This is a genomic window from Streptomyces sp. NBC_01116 (assembly GCF_041435495.1).
In the GTDB taxonomy this organism is placed as follows: Bacteria; Actinomycetota; Actinomycetes; order Streptomycetales; family Streptomycetaceae; genus Streptomyces.
Genome location: NZ_CP108644.1, coordinates 1,767,257 through 1,784,704, shown reverse-complemented (window position 1 = coordinate 1,784,704; position 17,448 = coordinate 1,767,257). Strand labels below are relative to the sequence as shown.

Here is a 17,448-nt window from a genome sequence, read left to right as displayed (position 1 = left end):
GTGGCCGTCGCCCCGTGTCGCGATGCCGCACACAGAGGCATTGTGAAGAACCGTGCGCCGAGTCCTCGGCTTCGGCGGTCATGCGGCGGGTCGGCCTCCTCACCAGCTGACACACCCTCACGATCGGGAGACATCGATGACCAATGACCCGTCCCCCCACCACACCGTCCCGTCGTCACAGGACGCCGGACGACTCCATGACGAGCAGACCGAGGCCGCGGACGGCGCCGCCGTCGACGGGAACATCCACGTCGGCTACTGGGACAACGCCGCGGACGACCGCTCCCTCGACGAAGCCACTGACCGGCTCACCGACCGCGTGGCGGCTCGGCTGGCCGCCGCACCCGGCCGGCGCCTGCTGGACGTCGGCTGCGGAACCGGACGGCCCGCCCTGCGCATCGCCCGGGCCACCGGCGCAAGAGTGGCGGGAATCTCGGTCAGCAACGAGGACATCGACCTCGCCCGGACCCGCGCGCACGCTGCCGCCCTCGCCGACCGGGTGGACTTCCGGTACGCGGACGCCTGCGCACTGCCCTTCGACGCCGCCTCCTTCGACGGCGCTTGGGCGATCGAGTCCATGATGCACATCCTCGACCGGACCGCAGCCCTCACCGAGATCGCCAGGACCTTGCGACCCGGAAGCCCGCTGGTCATCACCGATGTGCTGCTCCGCTCGCCGGTAACCGGGGACGACGCGGAGACAGTCCGCCGGACGTGCCGGGCGTTCGGGTCCCCCGGCTTCCCCCAACCGGCGGAGCTCCGTACGGCCCTCGACCACGCCGGTCTGGAGGTGGTGGAGTTCAACGACATCGGAGAGCACGTCCAGCGCACCTACCAGGCGTTCGCCGATGCCTTCGCCGATGTCGCACCCTCCGCCGACGACCCCCATTACGAGTTCTTCAACTCCACGCGCACACTTCCCCAGTTCGGTGCGCTCCCGCAGGTCGGCTACGTCTTCCTGGTCGCCCGCCGTCTGTGAACCAAGCACACGCCTGTCGGGGGCCCGTGGCGGCACCACAAGCCCCCGACAGGCGTGTGGGCCGGCGTTCGTGGCCGACGGGAAGCGTCACCGGGACCAGGAAAGTGGAAAATCCGGCCGACATGTTCGACCGTGCAACGGTCGGCGATGGCAAGAAAAAGTGTCCGCTCAAAGCGAAGTGCACCTATGAAACGTTTCACGCACCGAGCGGGCAGACCGAGACGACAGCGGCCGCGGTTCGGTGCAGACTCCGGAAACCTACGCCCGGCAGGATATGCAGCACCCCGTAATGTCACACCCGCAGCATATGAATTGATGCCGCGTCAAGGAAAAAATGAGGCGTCCGAAGACGCATTCGAACGCGTGTGCAGCGCAGGGTTCCAGGTAATATTCAGGGCGGAGAATCAGGCCCGGCGTAGAGCATGATCCGCCGACAGGTCGGGCAACTCGATTTTCTATTCGAACCGTTCGAATCCTTTTCCATTCTACCCGAAGCTTGGCGCACGAAATCTCTTACGTGCAGGTGAAACGAGGGAAGAAAATGGCTGGCATGTTCCCCGGGAGATGGGAGTGGCTGCAGGTGCGGCTGGGGCCCCGACCCTCACTCGGTTCCTCCAGTAGTCCTCGCCGGCCGCTGCCGCGGATTCACCGACCGTGCGATCTCCCGAGCCCGGTGGACGGCTGACGTGACCGGGGCGACCGAACCCCGACGCGTGGTGGGCGCGCTGATCCGCGACCCGCACGACCGGATCTTCGTCCAGCGCCGCTCGGCCGAGCGGCGCCTCTTCCCCGGGTGCTGGGACGTCGTCGGCGGAGCCGTGGAGGAAGGCGAGTCCCTCCTGGACGCGCTGGGCAGGGAGATCGCGGAGGAGACCGGCTGGCGGCTGCGCCGCGTTGTGGCCCTGGTGGTCCATGAGGAGTGGGTGGCTGACGGACTGCGGCACGTCGAGTCGGACTACGTCGTCGACGTGGACGGGGACCTCTCCTCGCCCGCACTCGAACGAGACAAGCACACCGAGTTCACCTGGATCGCAGCCGATGAAGTATCGCTGCTCGACGAGAACGCGCGGGGCAGCGGAAGCAACTTCATCAAGGGCGTGGTGACCGCAGGACACGCCTGGCTCTCCAATTCTTCCGGGAAGCGCGGAAGGTTCCTCTGAACCCGCTGCCACAAGAGTCCCATCGGTGTCTCCACGATCCTTTCTGGATGCCCACGTCATCCTCAGATCTTCTGCGAGGGGATATTCCGCATGCCCGGTGACAGGTTGAAGAACGTGCGCCCGCGACCGCGAGTACTGGTGGTCGGATTTGCTGGACATCAGGGAAAGGAGTATCTGCCGGTCGTTCAGGAGAATGCAGAATTGGTCGGCGGCGTGGACCCGGCTCCGGCGGCCTCGTCGCTTGCCGAAAAATGGGGCTTCCCGCATTACGACGCCCTCGGCGAGGCGCTTGAGAAGGTAGAATTCGATGTCGCAGTGGTTACCGTGCCGCACAGTGACCACTTCCCAGTCTGTGTGAAACTCCTGGCGCACGGCAGGCACGTCATCAAGGAGAAGCCGTTCGCCGTCACAGAACAAGAGGCCCGGCAACTGGTATCCCTGGCACAACGGGCTGACCGCAGCGTCTTCACGCTGCTGCAACGGAATTTCCACCCCGCGTTCCAGTTCGCCCAGGAGAACCTCGCGCGGATCGGGCAGCCCTACTGGTTCTCCTACGACTACCACTTGAACCTGGCCCATCCGACCACGGGTTGGCGCGCCTTGCGGGAGCAGGCGATGGGCGGGGTGCTCCTCGACATGGGCTACCACCTCATCGATGTGCTCTGCGGAATGTTCCCTGAACCTCCTCGGGTGCACTCCGCCTTCGTGCACCAGTACCAGGAGATGCGGGATCGTCGGCTGGAGGATCTCGTCAGCCTCATGTGCGGTTATTCCTCGACGGGGTTGACGGGCTCGCTGCGCATCTCCCGCCACAGCCACGAGAAGATCGAGCACCTCTGCGTGCTCGGTACGGAGGGCGCCTTGAACGTCGATGCCGGGGTCGCCACCCTGCACGCCGTCGGGGGGCTGTTGCTGGAGCGCCACACCTGGGAAGGCGCCAAGATCGACGCCGTGCGTTCCATGATCGCCCACCATCTGGAGCACCTGGACGACCGCTACTACCGCCAAAACCACCTCCAGCGTCAGCTCGCCGCCGTGCGCACGATCGACGGGATCTACCGGGAGCGGTTGCGCGAGCGAAACGAGCTCGCCGACCGGTGTGCCTGACCCCGTACACGCACCGCCCAGGTCTGACGCGCCGTTCCCCAGCCTCACGCAAAGACAGGAAGGACACATGACCACCACCGATCAGCTCGCCCTTCTCGGCGGCAGGCCCGTGATCGAGCAGCCGCTCCCGCACGAAGTCTGGCCACCTCCCGCCGAGGAGGCGGAGCTGTCCGAACTGGCCGAGCAGCGGAACACCGACATCTCCATCAAGGGCAACAGCGGCCCTATCGGCCGACTGGAGTCCGACTTCCTCGCCTTCCTGGACGGCGGAGCCCGCTTCGCCGTCACCTTCAACTCCGGTACCAGCGCTCTGTTCGCCGCCTACTTCGCCCTCGGGGTGCGCGAAGGCGTGGACGTCGTGGGACCGGCACTCACCTACCACGCGGCGCTGAGCCCCGTCTTCGCCCTCCGCGGCGACGTGGTCCTGGCCGACATCGACCCCGACACCCGCGGCCTCGACCCGAAGGCGCTCCAGGCCACGATCACCGAGCACACCAAGGTGATCACTGTCGTCCACCAGTGGGGCCACCCCTGCGACATGGACGCGATCCTCCAGATCGCCGAGCGGTACGGGCTGCGCGTTCTGGAGGACTGCTCCCACGCCCACGGCAGCCGTTACAAGGGCAGGCCCGTCGGCACCTTCGGCGACGCCGCGGTCTTCTCCCTCCAGGCCAACAAGGCCGTCTACGCGGGCGAGGGGGGCATCCTCGTCACGAGCGACCCCCAGGTGCACGATCGCGCCACGCTCCTCGGGCACTACCGGGACCGGTCCCGGGACGCCGTCCTCGACGAGGAGTTGCGGACGCACTGGGTCACCGGCTTCGGGCTGAAACTGCGCATGTCGCCTTTCAACGCCATCGTCGCCCGGCACGCGCTCGCGGCGTTCCCGGCACGCATGAAGGCCCGGCACCGTTGTCTGCGCCACCTGGGCGGGCAGCTCGGCGACGTGGCCTATCTGGAGCCGGTGCACGTGGCCGACCACGTCGACATGGGCGCCTGGTACGGCTACAAACCGCTCTACCGGCCCGGGGCACTGGGTGGTGTCCCCCGCGCCGTCCTCATCGAGGCGCTGCGCGCCGAGGGCATGGAAGTGGGCGCTCCCTCCGGCCCCCGGCTCTCGACCTTGCCGCTCTACGCCCGCCGGGAGAACCCGCTCTTCCCCGGCACGGCGAAGAAGGGCGTCCCGCCGGAGAGCGGCTCTCGCGCGGAGCACGTCGAGCAGCACGCGCTGTCCCTGCCCACGTTCACCAACTGGCCGGAGGACAAGACGCTCATCGACCAGTACGCCGAGGCTTTCCGCAAGATCGGCCGCCACCGCGAAGCGCTCGTACGGTATGCCGCCGGGCCGAACCAATGACCCGTACCGCCGCCCGAAAGGCACAGACGATGACTGTCGAGGAGACCCCCGAGACCGTTGCCCAAGCCCTCCAGCACGCCCTCGTCGGTGAAGACCTGCCGGACTCCTTCACCCTGCTGGGCCGGGAATGGAGCCTGCACCGAGGCGTCTTCCCGAGCACCCTGAGCGCCGCCACCGAGGTACTGGCCTCGATCGTGCCGTATCCGTCCGGCGGCTCGTTCCTGGAGGTCGGCTGCGGCACGGGCGTCATCTCCGTGACCGCAGCCCTGACCGGCTGCACCTCCGTCACCGCGCTGGACATCAATGACAAGGCAGTGGCCAATACGGCCGCTAACGCAGAGCGTCACGGTGTCAGCGACCGGATGCGCGTCCTCCACAGTGACATGTACGCGGGACTGGACCCCTCGGACCGCTTCGACGTCATCTTCTGGAACGTGCCTTGGACCTATGTGGAGGACGACTTCTCGCTCTCCACAGACCTGCACTCCGCCGTCTTCGATCCGGGCTACCGGGGCCAGGCCCGGTACCTCGCCGGCGCCCCCGAGCACCTGTCCGACGGCGGAAGGCTGCTGCTCGGCACAGCCGACCTCGGCGACCGCGAACGACTCGACGCCATCGCCGCGCAATCCGGTATGCGGGTCGAACTGCTGCACCGGGTGCGCCGGATCGAGGAGGTCCGGGTCATGGAATACCACCTGCTCGAGCTGCACGCGAAGTAGTCCCGCACCCCCTGGTCGCTCCGCCCGGATCCGCCGTGGGCCGAGCCCCCGAAACCCCCCGAAGAGTGCAGTGAGGCGCCCCATGGCACGACAGGACGATCTCGAACTGGCCCTGGGACTGAGCGACATCGCCGACCGCATCACCGGCCGTCGCTTCCAGGCGCTCGACCTCAGGGTCCGGGAGAAGCCGGACCGTACACCCGTGACCGACGCGGACACCGCCGTCGAGACAGCGGTACGCGAGGCACTGGCATCCGCCCGCCCCGACGATGCCTTCGCCGGGGAGGAGACAGGTGGCTCCGTCACAGCCGGACGCACCTGGATGCTCGACCCCATCGACGGAACCAAGAACTTCCTGCGCGGAGTACCGGTCTGGGCCACACTGATCGCTCTGCTGGACAACGGCCGGCCCACCGTCGGCGTGATCAGCGCCCCCGCCCTGCACAGCCGCTGGTGGGCAGCGGCCGAACGGGGCGCCTGGCTGCGACGCGGGCCGGTCGGCAGCGCCCCCCTGCCCCTGCGGGTCTCCGGCAGCACCCGTCTCGCCGACGCCTACCTCTCCACCACCAGCACACGCACCTGGGACGTCTTCCACTCCCGTGCGGCCTATCTACGCCTGGCCGAGGAGTGCTGGGAGGACCGCGCCTTCGGGGACTTCCTCCAGCACTGCATGGTCGCCGAAGGAACCCTCGACATCGCGGCCGAACCGGTCGTGAACCCCTGGGACATCGCCGCCGTACAGATCCTCGTGGCGGAAGCCGGTGGTATCTGCACCGATCTCCTGGGCGCCTCGCCCCACCACGGCACCGGCGCCCTGTCCGCCAACCCGCAGTTGCATCGGCTCGCCCTGAAAATCCTCTCGCCGGCAACCGGTCCCAGCGCCGTCTGATCCCGGCATCCCACGGTCAGTGCGGAAGTTCGCAGCGCATTCACAGAGAAACGGACCATCATGCTGATTCTTTCCCTCAAGGAAGGCCATGACGGGGCAATCGCGGCCGTCGAGGACGGGAAGCTGCTCTTCTCCCTCGAAGCCGAGAAGGACTCCTTCCTCCGCTACAGCACCCTGACGGCCGAGGTGTTCGCAGTAGCGGCCGACCGGCTGGACAAACAGCCCGACGTCATCGCCGTGAGCGGCTGGATCAAGGGGACCCAGGCCACCGACCAACCCTCCCGTGCCGGATACTTCGGTGTGGGCGAATCCGCGATCTCGGACGACGCCGGCCGTTTCTTCGGGAAGAATGTGCGCGTCTTCTCCTCCACTCACGAGCGCTCTCACATCATGACGTCCTACGGAATGTCGTCGTTCCGTAGGGATCAGCCCTTCTACAGCCTGGTATGGGAGGGGAACATCGGCTCGTTCTACCGCATCGACGAGCGCGGGACGGTGACCCATCTCCAGGAGGTGCTCAACTACCCGGGCAACAAGTACTCCTACGGCTTCGCGCTCGCCGACCCCAAGTACAGCTCGCACGAGGAGTTCGTCCGCTTCCAGGATGCGGGCAAGCAGATGGCCCTGGCCGGATTCGCCGAGGACCGGCTGCCCACCCCGATGGAGCGGGACGTCATCGACTTCGTACTCGGTCAGAGGGAGGTCATCACCGGCAGCCTGAAGGACCGGATGACCGATTCCCCCTACTACAACATCGGCGTGGAGACGGACGCGTACAAGAACCTCGCCGCCCGTCTGTCGGACGCCATCTTCGACCGGTTCCACGCCTACGCCCGGGAGCATTTGACGGAAGGCCTCCCGCTCCTCATCTCCGGCGGCTGCGGGCTCAACTGCGAATGGAATCGCCGTTGGCGCGAGTGCGGAATCTTCCCCGCGGTCTTCGTCCCACCGTGCCCCAACGACAGCGGCTCCGCGATCGGAACCGCCATCGACGCCCAGCACTTCTACACCGGGGAGGCCGGGCTGGACTGGGGCGTCTACGCGGGCGGCGAATTCGTCGAGGACGTGGCCTTTGACTCCCAGCGCTATGAGATCCGGCCGCTCGACTACAGCGAGGTGGCCCGCTACCTCCACGACGGGAACATCGTCGGCTGGGCACGCGGCCGCTGGGAGATCGGCCCCCGCGCGCTCGGGAACCGGTCGATTCTCGCCGCTCCCTTCACCGAGCAGACGACGGACAGGCTCAACAAGATCAAGCAGCGCGAGAGCTACCGCCCCATCGCCCCGATCTGTCTGGAGCAGGACGCGGGCCGCTGGTTCAGCGGAGGAGTGCCCGATCCCTACATGCTGTACTTCAGCCAGGTCGAGTCCCGCGAACTGCGGGCGGTGACCCACGTCGACGGAACAGCCCGCACCCAGACCGTCCATCCGACGGCCAACCCGGAGATGGCGAAACTCCTTTCCGCCTTCCGCGAGTTGACTGGATTCAGCGTCCTCTGCAACACCTCGCTCAACTACTCAGGACGCGGGTTCATCAACCACAGCAGCGACCTGATCGCGTACGGCGAACTCCACGGGCTGGACGGATACGTCGTGAACGACACATTCATCACCCCGCGGCGGTGACGTCTCCGCCCTCGGCGGGCCCGTCCCCGTGCCTGATGAAAAACTGCTCGTGTCCGCCCGGGGTACACATGAACAGGAATGTCGCGCGGTTGTCCGCAGAGAGACGTCCAGCGCTACGCCCTGAATGGCGCCGCCGTGGAGAATGATGCTGCGGGCTCGGTGGTTCACGCCTGTGCGACGGCGTCGCACAGGGACTTCGGGTCGTCCGCGTGCAGCCTGATCGGCTGTACGGGGCGGTGGGCGACGAGGAACCTGGGCAGGTTGAGGGGTTCGGTCAGGGCTAGGGCGTGTTTCGAAAGTAGCGCCGTCCGCTAGGGGTGCGGTGCCCGGCACCGCTCCGGCGCCCCCCGCGTCACCGTTCCAGCGCCGCACGCATCGTCTTCTGCGCGATCGGCGCGGCCAGCCCGTTGCCGCTGATCTCGGAGCGCGCCGCCCCGGAGTCCTCGACGATCACCGCGACGGCGACCTCCTTGCCGCTGTCGCGGTCCTTCGCGTACGAGGTGAACCAGGCGTACGGGGTGTTGCTGTTGTCCACGCCGTGCTGCGCGGTGCCCGTCTTCCCGCCGACCTCGGCCCCGGGAATCCGGGCGTTGGTGCCGGTGCCCTCCTCGACGACCGTCACCATCGCGCTCCGCAACTGCTCGGCGGTCGACTCCTTCACCACGCGTTCGGTGTCGCCGTCGGCGGTCTCCTCCAGCACCGTGCCGTCCCCGTCGGTCACCTGGGAGACCATGTGCGGCGCGGCCAGCTCACCGCCGTTGGCCAGCGCCGAGGTGACCATCGCCATCTGGAGCGGGGTCGCGGTGACCTCGAACTGGCCGATCCCCGTCAGCGCCGTCTGCGCCTTGTCCATGCCGGTCGGGTAGACGCTCTTCGCCGCCCGCACCGGGACGTCCAGCTTCTCGGTGTCGAACCCGAACGCGTCCGCCATCTCCTTGACCTCGTCCTGGCCGAGGTCGGCGGCCGCCTTCGCGAAGACGTTGTTGCAGGAGTACTGGAGCGCGGTGCGCAGGGTCGAGTTCTCGCAGGGGGCGGACGCGTTCTCGTTGGGGAGCACGGTGGTGGTGCCGGGCAGGGTGTACGGGTCGGGGCTGTCGGTGCGCTCGTCGACCGAGCCGTACAGCCCGTTCTCCAGCGCGGCCGCCGCGACCACCAGCTTGAACGTGGAGCCCGGCGGCAGCGGCTGCCGCATCGCCCGGTTGACCAGCGGCTTGTCCGGGTCGTCGAGCAGGGCCTGCCAGGCGTCTTGGTCCGCCGTCCCGCTGATCGTCGAGGGGTCGTAGGAGGGGGTGGAGACCATGCCGAGGATCCGGCCGGTCCTCGGGTCGATGGCCACCGCCGCGCCCTTGGTGTCGCCGAGCGCCTCGTAGGCCGCCTTCTGGACGTCCGGGTCGATTGTCGTCAGCACGTTGCCGGGGTCGGCCTGCCCGCCGGTGAGCAGGTCCTTCGGGTTCTTCAGCCGGTCGTCCGTGCCGTCCAGGACGTCGCTGTAGATGCCTTCGAGCTGGTTCGCCCCGTACGCCTGCGAGCTGTAGCCGGTGACCGGCGCGTACAGCTCGCCCTGGGGGTAGGTGCGCTTGTACTGGAGGTCGCCGCCACTGGTCCCCTTCGATCCGGTGACCGGCGAACCGGCCACGATGATGTCCCCGAGCGGCCGCGCGTACTGCGCGATGGTGTTCCGCCGGTTGTGCTCGTCGTCTGCGAGCGCCTTGGCCTGGTAGCCCTGCACCCACGTCGCCCGCACCAGCAGGGCGAGCACCATGAGCAGACAGAAGACCGAAGCGCGCCTGATTGTCTTGTTCATCCCGCTGGAGGGACGAGCGGGCGCGTCCCGGCCGTTCCCGATCGTGCCGCTTCTCACCGATTTCTCACCCGCCGCGCGGAGCCGCGCGGCTCAGCCCGGGCTGATGAAACCGGACTCGTACGCCGCGATGACCGCCTGGGTGCGGTCCCGGGCGCCGGTCTTCGCGAGGACCGACGCCACATGGGTCTTCGCCGTCGCGGGGCCCACCGAGAGCCGCCCCGCGATCTCCGCGTTGGTCAGCCCCGCCGCCATCAGCCGCAGCACGTCCGCCTCCCGCCCGGTCAGCCTCGCCACCCACGCCGGAGCCCCGCCGGCCCGCCGCCCGACGTGCTCGGTGGCCAGCGTCCGCACCGCCGCCGGGTAGAGGAGCGAGTCGCCGTACGCCACCAGGCGCACCGCCTGCACCAGCTCCTCGGCGGCCGCCCGCTTCAGCAGGAACCCGGCGGCCCCGGCGCGCAGGGCCTCGTACACGTACGCGTCGTTCTCGAAGGTCGTCACGACGACGATCCTCGGCGGGTCCTCCAGGGTGGCGAGGATCTGCTCCGTGGCCCGGATGCCGTCGATCTCCGGCATCCGCACGTCCATCAGCACCACGTCGGGCCGCAGCGCCCGCACCACGGAGACGGCCTCCGCGCCGGTGGCGGCCTCCCCGACGACCTCGATGCCCTCCTCGGCGTCCAGGATCACGCGCAGCGCCGTACGCACCATCCGCTCGTCGTCCGCCAGCACCACCCGCACCACGGCCCCGCTCACGACCGTCCCCCCGTCCGCCCGGCCGCGCCGGGCACCGTCCCCGGCAGCACGGCGGTCAGCCGCCAGACGTCGCCCTGCGGCCCCGCCCCGGTCCGGCCGCCCAGCAGGACGGCCCGTTCCGCGACGCCGCGCAGCCCGCGACCGCCCCCGGGGCGTACCACGGCGGGCCGCTCGCCCAGCGGATTCTCCACCACGATCTCCAGCTCCCTCTCCCGTACCGCGATCAGCAGCCGCACCGGGGACGCGCCCCCGCCGTGCCGCGACGCGTTGCTCAGCCCCTCCTGGACGATCCGGTACGCCTCCCGCGAGACCGCCGGGTCCAGACGGTCCGGATCGCCCTGCCGCTCGTACGCCACCGGCACCCCGCAGTGCGCCAGCAGCCCGTCGAGCGCGTCGAGCCCCGGCCCGTACGCCGTGTCCTCGTCGTCCGGTTCCCCGTCCTGCCGCAGCAGCCCCAGCACCGAGTCCAGTTCCCCGACCGTCCGCCGCGTCGTCTCCTCGATGGCGGTCAGCGCCTCGCGGACGAACTCCGGATCGCGGTCCAGGACCCGGCGCGCCGCCCCCGCCTGAAGGGTCACCGCACTCAACGCGTGCCCCACCGAGTCGTGCAGCTCCCGGGCGAGCCGGTTGCGCACCGCCAGATCCGCCGCGCGGCGCTCGGCGGCGGCCAGCCGGTCCTCGGGCGTCGGCCCCAGCAGCACCAGGGCCCGCCGGGCCAGCACCTCCCCGGCCACCGCCGCGAACGAGGCCAGCGCCAGCAGCATCGCGAGCCCGGCGAACGGGGCGAGGGCCAGGGCCCAGGGCGCCCGCAGGACCTCGGGACCGTCGAGCAGCCAGGTGGAGCGCAGCCCCGCGGAGAACGGCAGGGCGGCCACCGCCACGGCGAACGGCGGCAGCGCCAGAGTGCTCCCGCTGACGATCCCGCCGAGCGCCAGATGCAGGGTGTACCACCCGGCGGTACGCAGCCGGGCCTGCCGGGTCCGGGCGGGACCGTCCGCCAGCAGCGCGGGCGGCACCCCGCACAGGGCGCGGGCGGCGGACACGCACAGCGGCCGGACGAGCGGGAAGAAGCCGGTGACCGCCGCGATCGGCAGGGCGATGGCGAACGCGGCGAACTGGGCGGGCACGGACGAGAAGAGAGGCCGCCCGTCCCCCGTCATGCCGACCAGGACCGTGCCGACGAGGAAGTACGGCATCAGCAGCGCGCCGCCGATGATCAGATGCAGCCAGCGCAGCCGCGCCCGCCGCCCGAACAGCGGGGCCGGCGGCCTCATGACACCCGGTCGGCGGCCGGGGTGGGGGCTCCGGCGGTCGCGGGCAGCGTGGAAGCCGCGCGCTCCGCGAAGAAGTAGGCGCCCAGCGTCACGACGAGCGCTCCGGCCAGCATCCGGACAGCGTAGGTCAACGCCGTCGCCGTCGTCGGCCGGTCCGCCGCTTCACCCGCCCCCATCAGCCCCGCGATGCTCAACCAACCGCCCCAGCAGGCCATTTCCGCCGAACCCGCCCAGGCCAGGACGAGCGGCAGCCGCAGGGAGAGGCGGCCGGAGCGCCGGAAGGCGAGCAGCAGCACACCGACGGCGGTGACCACCACGAAGAGCAGGTTGACCGCTTCCAGGACGTAGAAGTCGCTGGTGCGGTCCGCCGCCCGGCCCGCGTCGAGCCCGGCGGTCGAACCGGTGACCCACAGCAGGTGGGTGACGCCGGGGAAGAGAGCCGTCGACGCGGCGGCGACGGCGGTCGCGCGCAGGGCGGGCGTGGTCGCACCCGCCGGCAGATCCCGCAGCCGCCCCTGCCACAGATGGCCCCAGCGCTCCCTGGCGTACAGCGCGAAGAGGATGCCGAGGGCGAGGCCCTGGAGGATGAAGCCGCCGTAGACGACGCCGAAGACCCACGGTTCGAGGAACGGCTCGGGGCTCCCCTCGCCGGCCGGCCGGCCCCCGCCACCGCCGAGGAGCCCGACGGCCGGCTGGACCGGGAAGGCCGTCATGATCGGCAGCAGCAGACCGCTCGCCACCCACATCGGCAGCACCAGCAGCCAGGCGGGCACCCGCCTGCCCCAGGGCCGGGTGAGCAGCAGCACGAGGGCGATGACGGCGCTGTCCATCAGCACCGTGGCCCCGTTGCCGACGCGCAGCAGGGTGCCGCCGTCCAGCAGCGCGCTGCCCTCCGGGATGCCGAGCCGACTGCCCGCCATCCAGGCCGTCTTGAGGCCGATGTAGGGCACACAGGCCACCATGGCGACCGCCCGCAGCACGGCCCGTGCGCGCCGGACGCGGGCCGTGCTCCGGGCGGCCGCCCCGGGTGGTGCGGCGCGGTACGAGGGCGCCTCGGCCGCCCCGGCGCGGTGCGGTGGCGTCCCACGGTGCTCGGGCGCCCCGGAACGGTGGGGCGGGGCGGGCGCGGGTGCCTCGGGGGGCGGGTTCGCTGTCATGGCACCCAGGCTTCCTCGCCGGCCGGCCCCGCACGTCCTGCCCGGCGACGATCCGTCTCCGCCGCGCGGGGGAGGGGCCCGCCTCGGCCGTCGAGGGGCCCGCCTCGGCCGTCGAGGGGCCCGCCTCAGCCGCGCAGCGTGACCAGGACCTCGTCGATCTCCTCGCCCCGGGCCCGGGCGAACCCGCGATCCGTGCCGGTCACCACGAAGCCGCACTTCTCCAGCACCCGGCGCGAGCCGAGGTTGTCGGCCGCCGCCCGCGCGTGCAGCGGGCGTGTGGGCGTCTCGTCGAGGAACGCCCGCAGAGCGGCCGTGGCCAGTCCCCGGCCCCAGTACGCGCGGTCGATCCAGTACGTGACCTGGCGGTCGCCGGGCTCCCCGTACTCCCCGACATGGCCCACCACCGCACCGTCGGCCACCACCGTGCGCATCACCACGCGGGTCCCGGCCCGGATCCGCGCCCAGTGGGCGTCGAACGCGGCCCGGTCGGTGGGGTCCTCGGCGGTGAACGCGGCGACGCGGGTCGCCCCGGGGTCGCTCATCCAGGCGAAGAACAGCGGCAGGTCGCCGTCCTGGACCGGGCGCAGCGCCATCGGGCCCATCAGAGCCTGCGAGTCGCGAGAGTGAGCCGGTCCCGGGCGTCGAACAGGGCGTCCTTCACCAGCTGTTCGTGTCCGGGGGTGAGCCGGGCGACCGGCACCGAGCAGCTGATCGCGTCGCGCGCGGGCGTGCGGTAGGGAATCGCCACGCCGAAGCAGCGCAGGCCGATGGTGTTCTCCTCGCGGTCCACCGCGTAGCCCTGCTCACGGACCAGCCGCAGCTCCTCGATGAGCTTCTCGCGGTCCGTGATGGTGTGCTCCGTCAGCGCGGGCAGCGACGCGGGCAGCATCGTGCGGACCTGCTCGTCGCTGTGGGTCGCCAGCAGCGCCTTGCCGAGCGAGGTGGAGTGCGCGGGCAGCCGGCGGCCGACCCGGGTGAAGGGCCGCAGATAGTGCTGGGACTGCCGGGTGGCGAGGTAGACCACGTTCGTCCCGTCGAGGCGGGCCAGGTGGATGGTCTCCGTGGTGTCGTCGGAGAGCCGGTCCAGGGTGGGCCTGGCGGCGGCCACGACCTCGTCGCCGTCGATGTACGACGTGCCGACCAGCAGCGCGCGGACGCCGATCCCGTACCGGGTGCCTGTCGCGTCCGTCTCCACCCAGCCCAGCTCCACCAGGGTGCGCAGCAGCATGTAGAGGCTCGACTTGGGGTAGCCGACGGCCTCCTGGACGGCGGCCAGCGAGTGCATGCCCGGCCGCCCCGCGAAGTATTCGAGGAGTTCCACGGTCCGTACCGCGGACTTGACCTGCGCCCCACCGGGCTCGGCGACCGACATCGCCCACGCCCCCTTCTCCAGCTCGACGACTTCTCGCCGCGTCCGTGTCCGCGTCCCGTTCCGCGTCCGCGCCGGCGTCCGAAAAGCCGCCACACGATCCGCCGCACGATTGCCAACACCGAACGCCCGCAAATAGAGTCCCAGGACATTCACGTCCAGGAACTCCGTTCAGAATACCGAACACTTGCTGATGTGCGGCCGAAGCCGGCCGGAAGTCGGCCGGAGATCGGTCGCACCACGGGAGGTAATCACGGTGAACGCAGCACCAGTCTGGAGTGTCGACCCCCGAACCGGGAACCCGCGCGAGCAGGTCGCGGTGGAGGCCACCGCCGAGGAGGTCGACCGCGCGGTCCGGGCGGCCCACGCCGTCCGCGACGCCCTCGCCGACCGCGCGGCGCGCGCCGCGTTCCTGCGGACGGCGGCGGAGCTGCTGGAGGAGTCCGGCGAGCACATCGTCGAGGCGGCCGACGCCGAGACCGCGCTCGGCCCGGCCAGGCTCACCGGGGAACTGGCCCGCACCGCGGCCCAGTTGAGGGCCTTCGCGGAGGTCGTGGACGAAGGCGCCTACCTCGACGTCCACATCGACCACCCGGACGGCTCCCGGACCCCGCCCTGGCCCGACCTGCGCCGCTACAAGATCCCGCTCGGGGTCGTCGCCGTCTACGCGGCCAGCAACTTCCCGCTCGCCTTCTCCGTGCCCGGCGGCGACACCGCCAGCGCGCTCGCCGCCGGCTGCCCGGTCGTGGTCAAGGCGCACCCCGACCACCCGGCCACCTCCGAACTCTGCGCCTCGGTCCTCCGCCGCGCCGCCGCCCGCACCGGACTGCCCGAGGACGTCGTGACCCTGGTGCACGGCTTCGACGCGGGCGTCGAGCTGATCCGCCACCCGCTGGTGGGCGCGGCCGGCTTCACCGGCTCGGTACGCGGCGGACGCGCCCTGTTCGACGCGGCCGCCGCCCGCCCCGCGCCCATCCCCTTCCACGGCGAACTCGGCTCCCTCAACCCGGTCGTCGTCACCGGTGCGGCGGCCGCCGAGCGCGCCGGGGAGATCGGCGCCGGACTCGGCGGCTCGATGACCCTGGGCGCCGGCCAGTTCTGCACCAAGCCCGGCTTCGTCCTGGTCCCCGAGGGCGCGACGGGCGACCAGCTCCTCACGACGCTCACCGAGACGGTCAGCTCCACCGGCTCCGGCGTCCTGCTGGACCACCGCATGCGGGACGCCTTCGTCGCGGGCGTACGGGAGCGGGCCGCGCTGCCGGACGTCGGGGCGCCCGTCACCCCCGGCGCGGGCGGCGAGCACACCGTCTCCGCCGGATTCCTCACCGTCCCGGCCGCCCGGCTGACCGCCGAGGGCCCGCACGACGCGCTGCTGGAGGAGTGCTTCGGGCCGGTCACCGTGATCGCCCGGTACACCTCCGTCGACGAGGCCGCCGCCGTCCTCGCCCGGCTGCCCGGGAACCTCACCGCCACCCTCCAGGCCGCCGCCGAGGACGCCGACCCCGACGCGGCACGCCTGCTGGCCGCGCTCACCCCGCTCGCCGGGCGCGTCCTCGTCAACGGCTGGCCGACCGGCGTCGCCGTCGCCCCCGCCCAGCACCACGGCGGGCCCTACCCGGCCACCACCTCCACCTCCACCTCCGTGGGCGCGACGGCGATCGAGCGCTGGCTGCGCCCGGTCACGTACCAGTCCACGCCCGAGTCGCTCCTCCCGCCGGAGCTGCGCGAGGACAACCCGCTGGGCCTGCCCCGCCGGGTGGACGGGCGCCGCGCATGAGCCCGCACCCGGACGCCCTCCCCTTCGCCCTGGAGGCGGAGGGTCCCGACGGGGGCTGGACCCACGTCGACGGCGTGCTGACCGGCCGCGCCGGACCCGGCCAGGACCTGTTCGTCTCCCCGTCCGGCGACGCCCTCGCCCCGGCCTCCGACGCGCCGCGCCTGCTCGGAGCGGTGGGGGAGGGCGACTTCCGGCTGGTGGCCCGGGTGCGCCCGGAGCTGCTGTCGGCCGGTGACGCGGGCGCGCTGTACCTCCACGTCGGGGACCGCGCGTGGGCCAAGCTCTGCCTGGAGCACTCCGCGGACCTCCCGACCGTCTGCACGGTCGTCACCCGCGGCCACTCCGACGACGCCAACGCCTTCGTCGTGGACGGGGGCGTCTGCTGGCTCCGCCTCAGCCGCACCGGCGGCGCCTACGCCTTCCACGCCTCCACCGACGGCGAGAGGTGGACCTTCGTCCGCGTCTTCACCCTCGGCACGGCGGCGGAACGGGCGGTCGCCCGCGTCGGTTTCCTGGTGCAGTCGCCCACCGGCGAGGGCTGCGGCGCGGTCTTCGACCGGATCGCGTTCCTGGCCGGGGGAGTGGAGGACCTGCGCGACGGGCGGTGACGGCGGCGGGGGAGACGCGGCGGTCGTGGGGCGGAAGGACGGACGGGAAGGTCCGGGAATCACCCGGTACGGATTCGCGTTCGACTCACTGACCCTGTGCGGAGGACTTCTCCGCGCCCGCCGCGACCCCTGGAGAGAAGAAGAGTCATGCGCGTCGAGATCTGGAGCGACATCGCTTGTCCCTGGTGCTACATCGGCAAGGCCCGCTTCGAGAAGGGCCTCGCGGAGTTCGCCCACCGGGACGAGGTCGAGGTGGTGCACCGCTCCTTCGAGCTCGACCCCTCGCGGGCCAAGGGCGACACCGCGCTCGTGATCGACATGCTGGCCGAGAAGTACGGCCGCAGCCGCGAGGAGGCGGCCTCGATGGAGGCCAACGTCGCGGCCAACGCGCAGGCCGAGGGGCTCGGCTACCGCACCGAGGGCCGTGACCACGGCAACACCTTCGACCTCCACCGGCTGCTGCACCTCGCCAAGGCCCGAGGCCGCCAGGACGAGCTGCTGACCCTCGCCTACCGGGCGAACTTCGCCGAGGAGCGGTCGGTCTTCGACGACGAGGTGCTCCTCGCCCTCGCCGTGGAGGCCGGACTCGACGCCGACGAGGCCCGTGCGGTGCTCGCCGACCCCGAGGCGTACGCGGAGGACGTCCGCGCCGACGAGCGCGAGGCGGCCGAACTGGGCGCCAACGCCGTGCCGTTCTTCGTCCTCGACCGGCGGTACGGGATCTCCGGCGGCCAGCCCTCGGAGGTCTTCGTCCAGGCGCTGGAGCAGGCCTGGAAGGACCGCGCCGTCACCGCCCTCACCGCGGTCGGCGGGGATGCGGCGGCCTGCGACACGGACGGGTCCTGCGAGGTTCCGCGCAGCTGAGCGCC

16 protein-coding genes are annotated in these 17,448 nt (G+C 71.1%); 10 read left to right on the top strand and 6 right to left on the bottom strand.

Features of this window, described 5'->3' with window-relative positions; all coding sequences use genetic code 11:
* The first annotated feature begins 136 nt into the window (after positions 1–136).
* From OG245_RS07715 to OG245_RS07685, 7 genes are all read left to right on the top strand, one after another.
* Positions 137–979, top strand: coding sequence for a methyltransferase domain-containing protein (locus tag OG245_RS07715; protein WP_361329922.1), 843 nt, complete (start codon positions 137–139; stop codon positions 977–979).
* 686 nt (positions 980–1,665) lie between these two features.
* Entirely contained in the window at positions 1,666–2,139 is a 474-nt protein-coding gene (locus OG245_RS07710; RefSeq protein ID WP_371622783.1) for an NUDIX hydrolase, read from the top strand.
* A gap of 90 nt (positions 2,140–2,229) precedes the next feature.
* Positions 2,230–3,246: a Gfo/Idh/MocA family oxidoreductase gene (locus OG245_RS07705; protein WP_329353961.1), complete on the top strand. Its 1,017-nt coding sequence runs from the start codon at positions 2,230–2,232 to the stop codon at positions 3,244–3,246.
* Between the two features lie 67 nt (positions 3,247–3,313).
* Positions 3,314–4,603, top strand: coding sequence for a DegT/DnrJ/EryC1/StrS family aminotransferase (locus tag OG245_RS07700; protein WP_371622782.1), 1,290 nt, complete (start codon positions 3,314–3,316; stop codon positions 4,601–4,603).
* Between the two features lie 29 nt (positions 4,604–4,632).
* Positions 4,633–5,322 (top strand): methyltransferase, encoded by a 690-nt coding sequence (locus OG245_RS07695; RefSeq protein ID WP_329353959.1) that lies wholly within the window; start codon positions 4,633–4,635, stop codon positions 5,320–5,322.
* Between the two features lie 82 nt (positions 5,323–5,404).
* Complete coding sequence (gene hisN, locus OG245_RS07690) at positions 5,405–6,211, top strand: histidinol-phosphatase (protein ID WP_371622781.1); 807 nt, start codon at positions 5,405–5,407, stop codon at positions 6,209–6,211.
* 60 nt (positions 6,212–6,271) lie between these two features.
* Positions 6,272–7,837 (top strand): carbamoyltransferase C-terminal domain-containing protein, encoded by a 1,566-nt coding sequence (locus tag OG245_RS07685; protein ID WP_371622780.1) that lies wholly within the window; start codon positions 6,272–6,274, stop codon positions 7,835–7,837.
* 352 nt (positions 7,838–8,189) lie between these two features.
* Here OG245_RS07685 and OG245_RS07680 read toward each other — a convergent pair whose 3' ends face one another.
* The 6 genes from OG245_RS07680 to OG245_RS07655 form a co-directional block, all read right to left on the bottom strand.
* Positions 8,190–9,641, bottom strand: a complete 1,452-nt coding sequence (locus OG245_RS07680; RefSeq protein ID WP_371622779.1) for a peptidoglycan D,D-transpeptidase FtsI family protein — start codon at positions 9,639–9,641, stop codon at positions 8,190–8,192.
* A gap of 90 nt (positions 9,642–9,731) precedes the next feature.
* Entirely contained in the window at positions 9,732–10,394 is a 663-nt protein-coding gene (locus OG245_RS07675; RefSeq protein WP_371622778.1) for a response regulator, read from the bottom strand.
* Complete coding sequence (locus OG245_RS07670; RefSeq protein ID WP_371622777.1) at positions 10,391–11,668, bottom strand: sensor histidine kinase; 1,278 nt, start codon at positions 11,666–11,668, stop codon at positions 10,391–10,393. The genes OG245_RS07675 and OG245_RS07670 overlap by 4 nt, the downstream gene beginning before the upstream one ends.
* Positions 11,665–12,630, bottom strand: a complete 966-nt coding sequence (locus tag OG245_RS07665; protein ID WP_371627834.1) for a hypothetical protein — start codon at positions 12,628–12,630, stop codon at positions 11,665–11,667. The genes OG245_RS07670 and OG245_RS07665 overlap by 4 nt, the downstream gene beginning before the upstream one ends.
* 320 nt (positions 12,631–12,950) lie before the next feature.
* Positions 12,951–13,427 (bottom strand): GNAT family N-acetyltransferase, encoded by a 477-nt coding sequence (locus tag OG245_RS07660; protein WP_371622776.1) that lies wholly within the window; start codon positions 13,425–13,427, stop codon positions 12,951–12,953.
* Positions 13,427–14,197 (bottom strand): IclR family transcriptional regulator, encoded by a 771-nt coding sequence (locus OG245_RS07655; RefSeq protein WP_371622775.1) that lies wholly within the window; start codon positions 14,195–14,197, stop codon positions 13,427–13,429. Before OG245_RS07655 ends, OG245_RS07660 begins: the two co-directional genes overlap by 1 nt.
* 253 nt (positions 14,198–14,450) lie before the next feature.
* Between OG245_RS07655 and OG245_RS07650 the strand changes: the two genes are divergently transcribed.
* From OG245_RS07650 to OG245_RS07640, 3 genes are all read left to right on the top strand, one after another.
* On the top strand, positions 14,451–15,971 hold the full coding sequence (locus tag OG245_RS07650; protein WP_371622774.1) for an aldehyde dehydrogenase family protein: 1,521 nt from the start codon (positions 14,451–14,453) through the stop codon (positions 15,969–15,971).
* On the top strand, positions 15,968–16,579 hold the full coding sequence (locus OG245_RS07645; protein WP_371622773.1) for a DUF1349 domain-containing protein: 612 nt from the start codon (positions 15,968–15,970) through the stop codon (positions 16,577–16,579). The genes OG245_RS07650 and OG245_RS07645 overlap by 4 nt, the downstream gene beginning before the upstream one ends.
* Before the next feature lie 147 nt (positions 16,580–16,726).
* Positions 16,727–17,443: a DsbA family oxidoreductase gene (locus OG245_RS07640; RefSeq protein WP_371622772.1), complete on the top strand. Its 717-nt coding sequence runs from the start codon at positions 16,727–16,729 to the stop codon at positions 17,441–17,443.
* Positions 17,444–17,448 lie beyond the last annotated feature (5 nt).

What these genes read in the sequence shown, in the direction of transcription:
- OG245_RS07640 (WP_371622772.1), top strand. Translation starts at nt 16,727, where the DNA reads ATGCGCGTCGAGATCTGGAGCGACATCGCTTGTCCCTGGTGCTACATC.
- OG245_RS07700 (WP_371622782.1), top strand. Translation starts at nt 3,314, where the DNA reads ATGACCACCACCGATCAGCTCGCCCTTCTCGGCGGCAGGCCCGTGATC.
- OG245_RS07660 (WP_371622776.1), bottom strand. Translation starts at nt 13,427, where the DNA reads ATGGGCCCGATGGCGCTGCGCCCGGTCCAGGACGGCGACCTGCCGCTG.
- OG245_RS07680 (WP_371622779.1), bottom strand. Translation starts at nt 9,641, where the DNA reads ATGAACAAGACAATCAGGCGCGCTTCGGTCTTCTGTCTGCTCATGGTG.
- OG245_RS07655 (WP_371622775.1), bottom strand. Translation starts at nt 14,197, where the DNA reads ATGTCGGTCGCCGAGCCCGGTGGGGCGCAGGTCAAGTCCGCGGTACGG.
- OG245_RS07685 (WP_371622780.1), top strand. Translation starts at nt 6,272, where the DNA reads ATGCTGATTCTTTCCCTCAAGGAAGGCCATGACGGGGCAATCGCGGCC.
- OG245_RS07665 (WP_371627834.1), bottom strand. Translation starts at nt 12,630, where the DNA reads ATGGTGGCCTGTGTGCCCTACATCGGCCTCAAGACGGCCTGGATGGCG.
- OG245_RS07670 (WP_371622777.1), bottom strand. Translation starts at nt 11,668, where the DNA reads ATGAGGCCGCCGGCCCCGCTGTTCGGGCGGCGGGCGCGGCTGCGCTGG.
- OG245_RS07715 (WP_361329922.1), top strand. Translation starts at nt 137, where the DNA reads ATGACCAATGACCCGTCCCCCCACCACACCGTCCCGTCGTCACAGGAC.
- OG245_RS07645 (WP_371622773.1), top strand. Translation starts at nt 15,968, where the DNA reads ATGAGCCCGCACCCGGACGCCCTCCCCTTCGCCCTGGAGGCGGAGGGT.
- OG245_RS07695 (WP_329353959.1), top strand. Translation starts at nt 4,633, where the DNA reads ATGACTGTCGAGGAGACCCCCGAGACCGTTGCCCAAGCCCTCCAGCAC.
- hisN (WP_371622781.1), top strand. Translation starts at nt 5,405, where the DNA reads ATGGCACGACAGGACGATCTCGAACTGGCCCTGGGACTGAGCGACATC.
- OG245_RS07705 (WP_329353961.1), top strand. Translation starts at nt 2,230, where the DNA reads ATGCCCGGTGACAGGTTGAAGAACGTGCGCCCGCGACCGCGAGTACTG.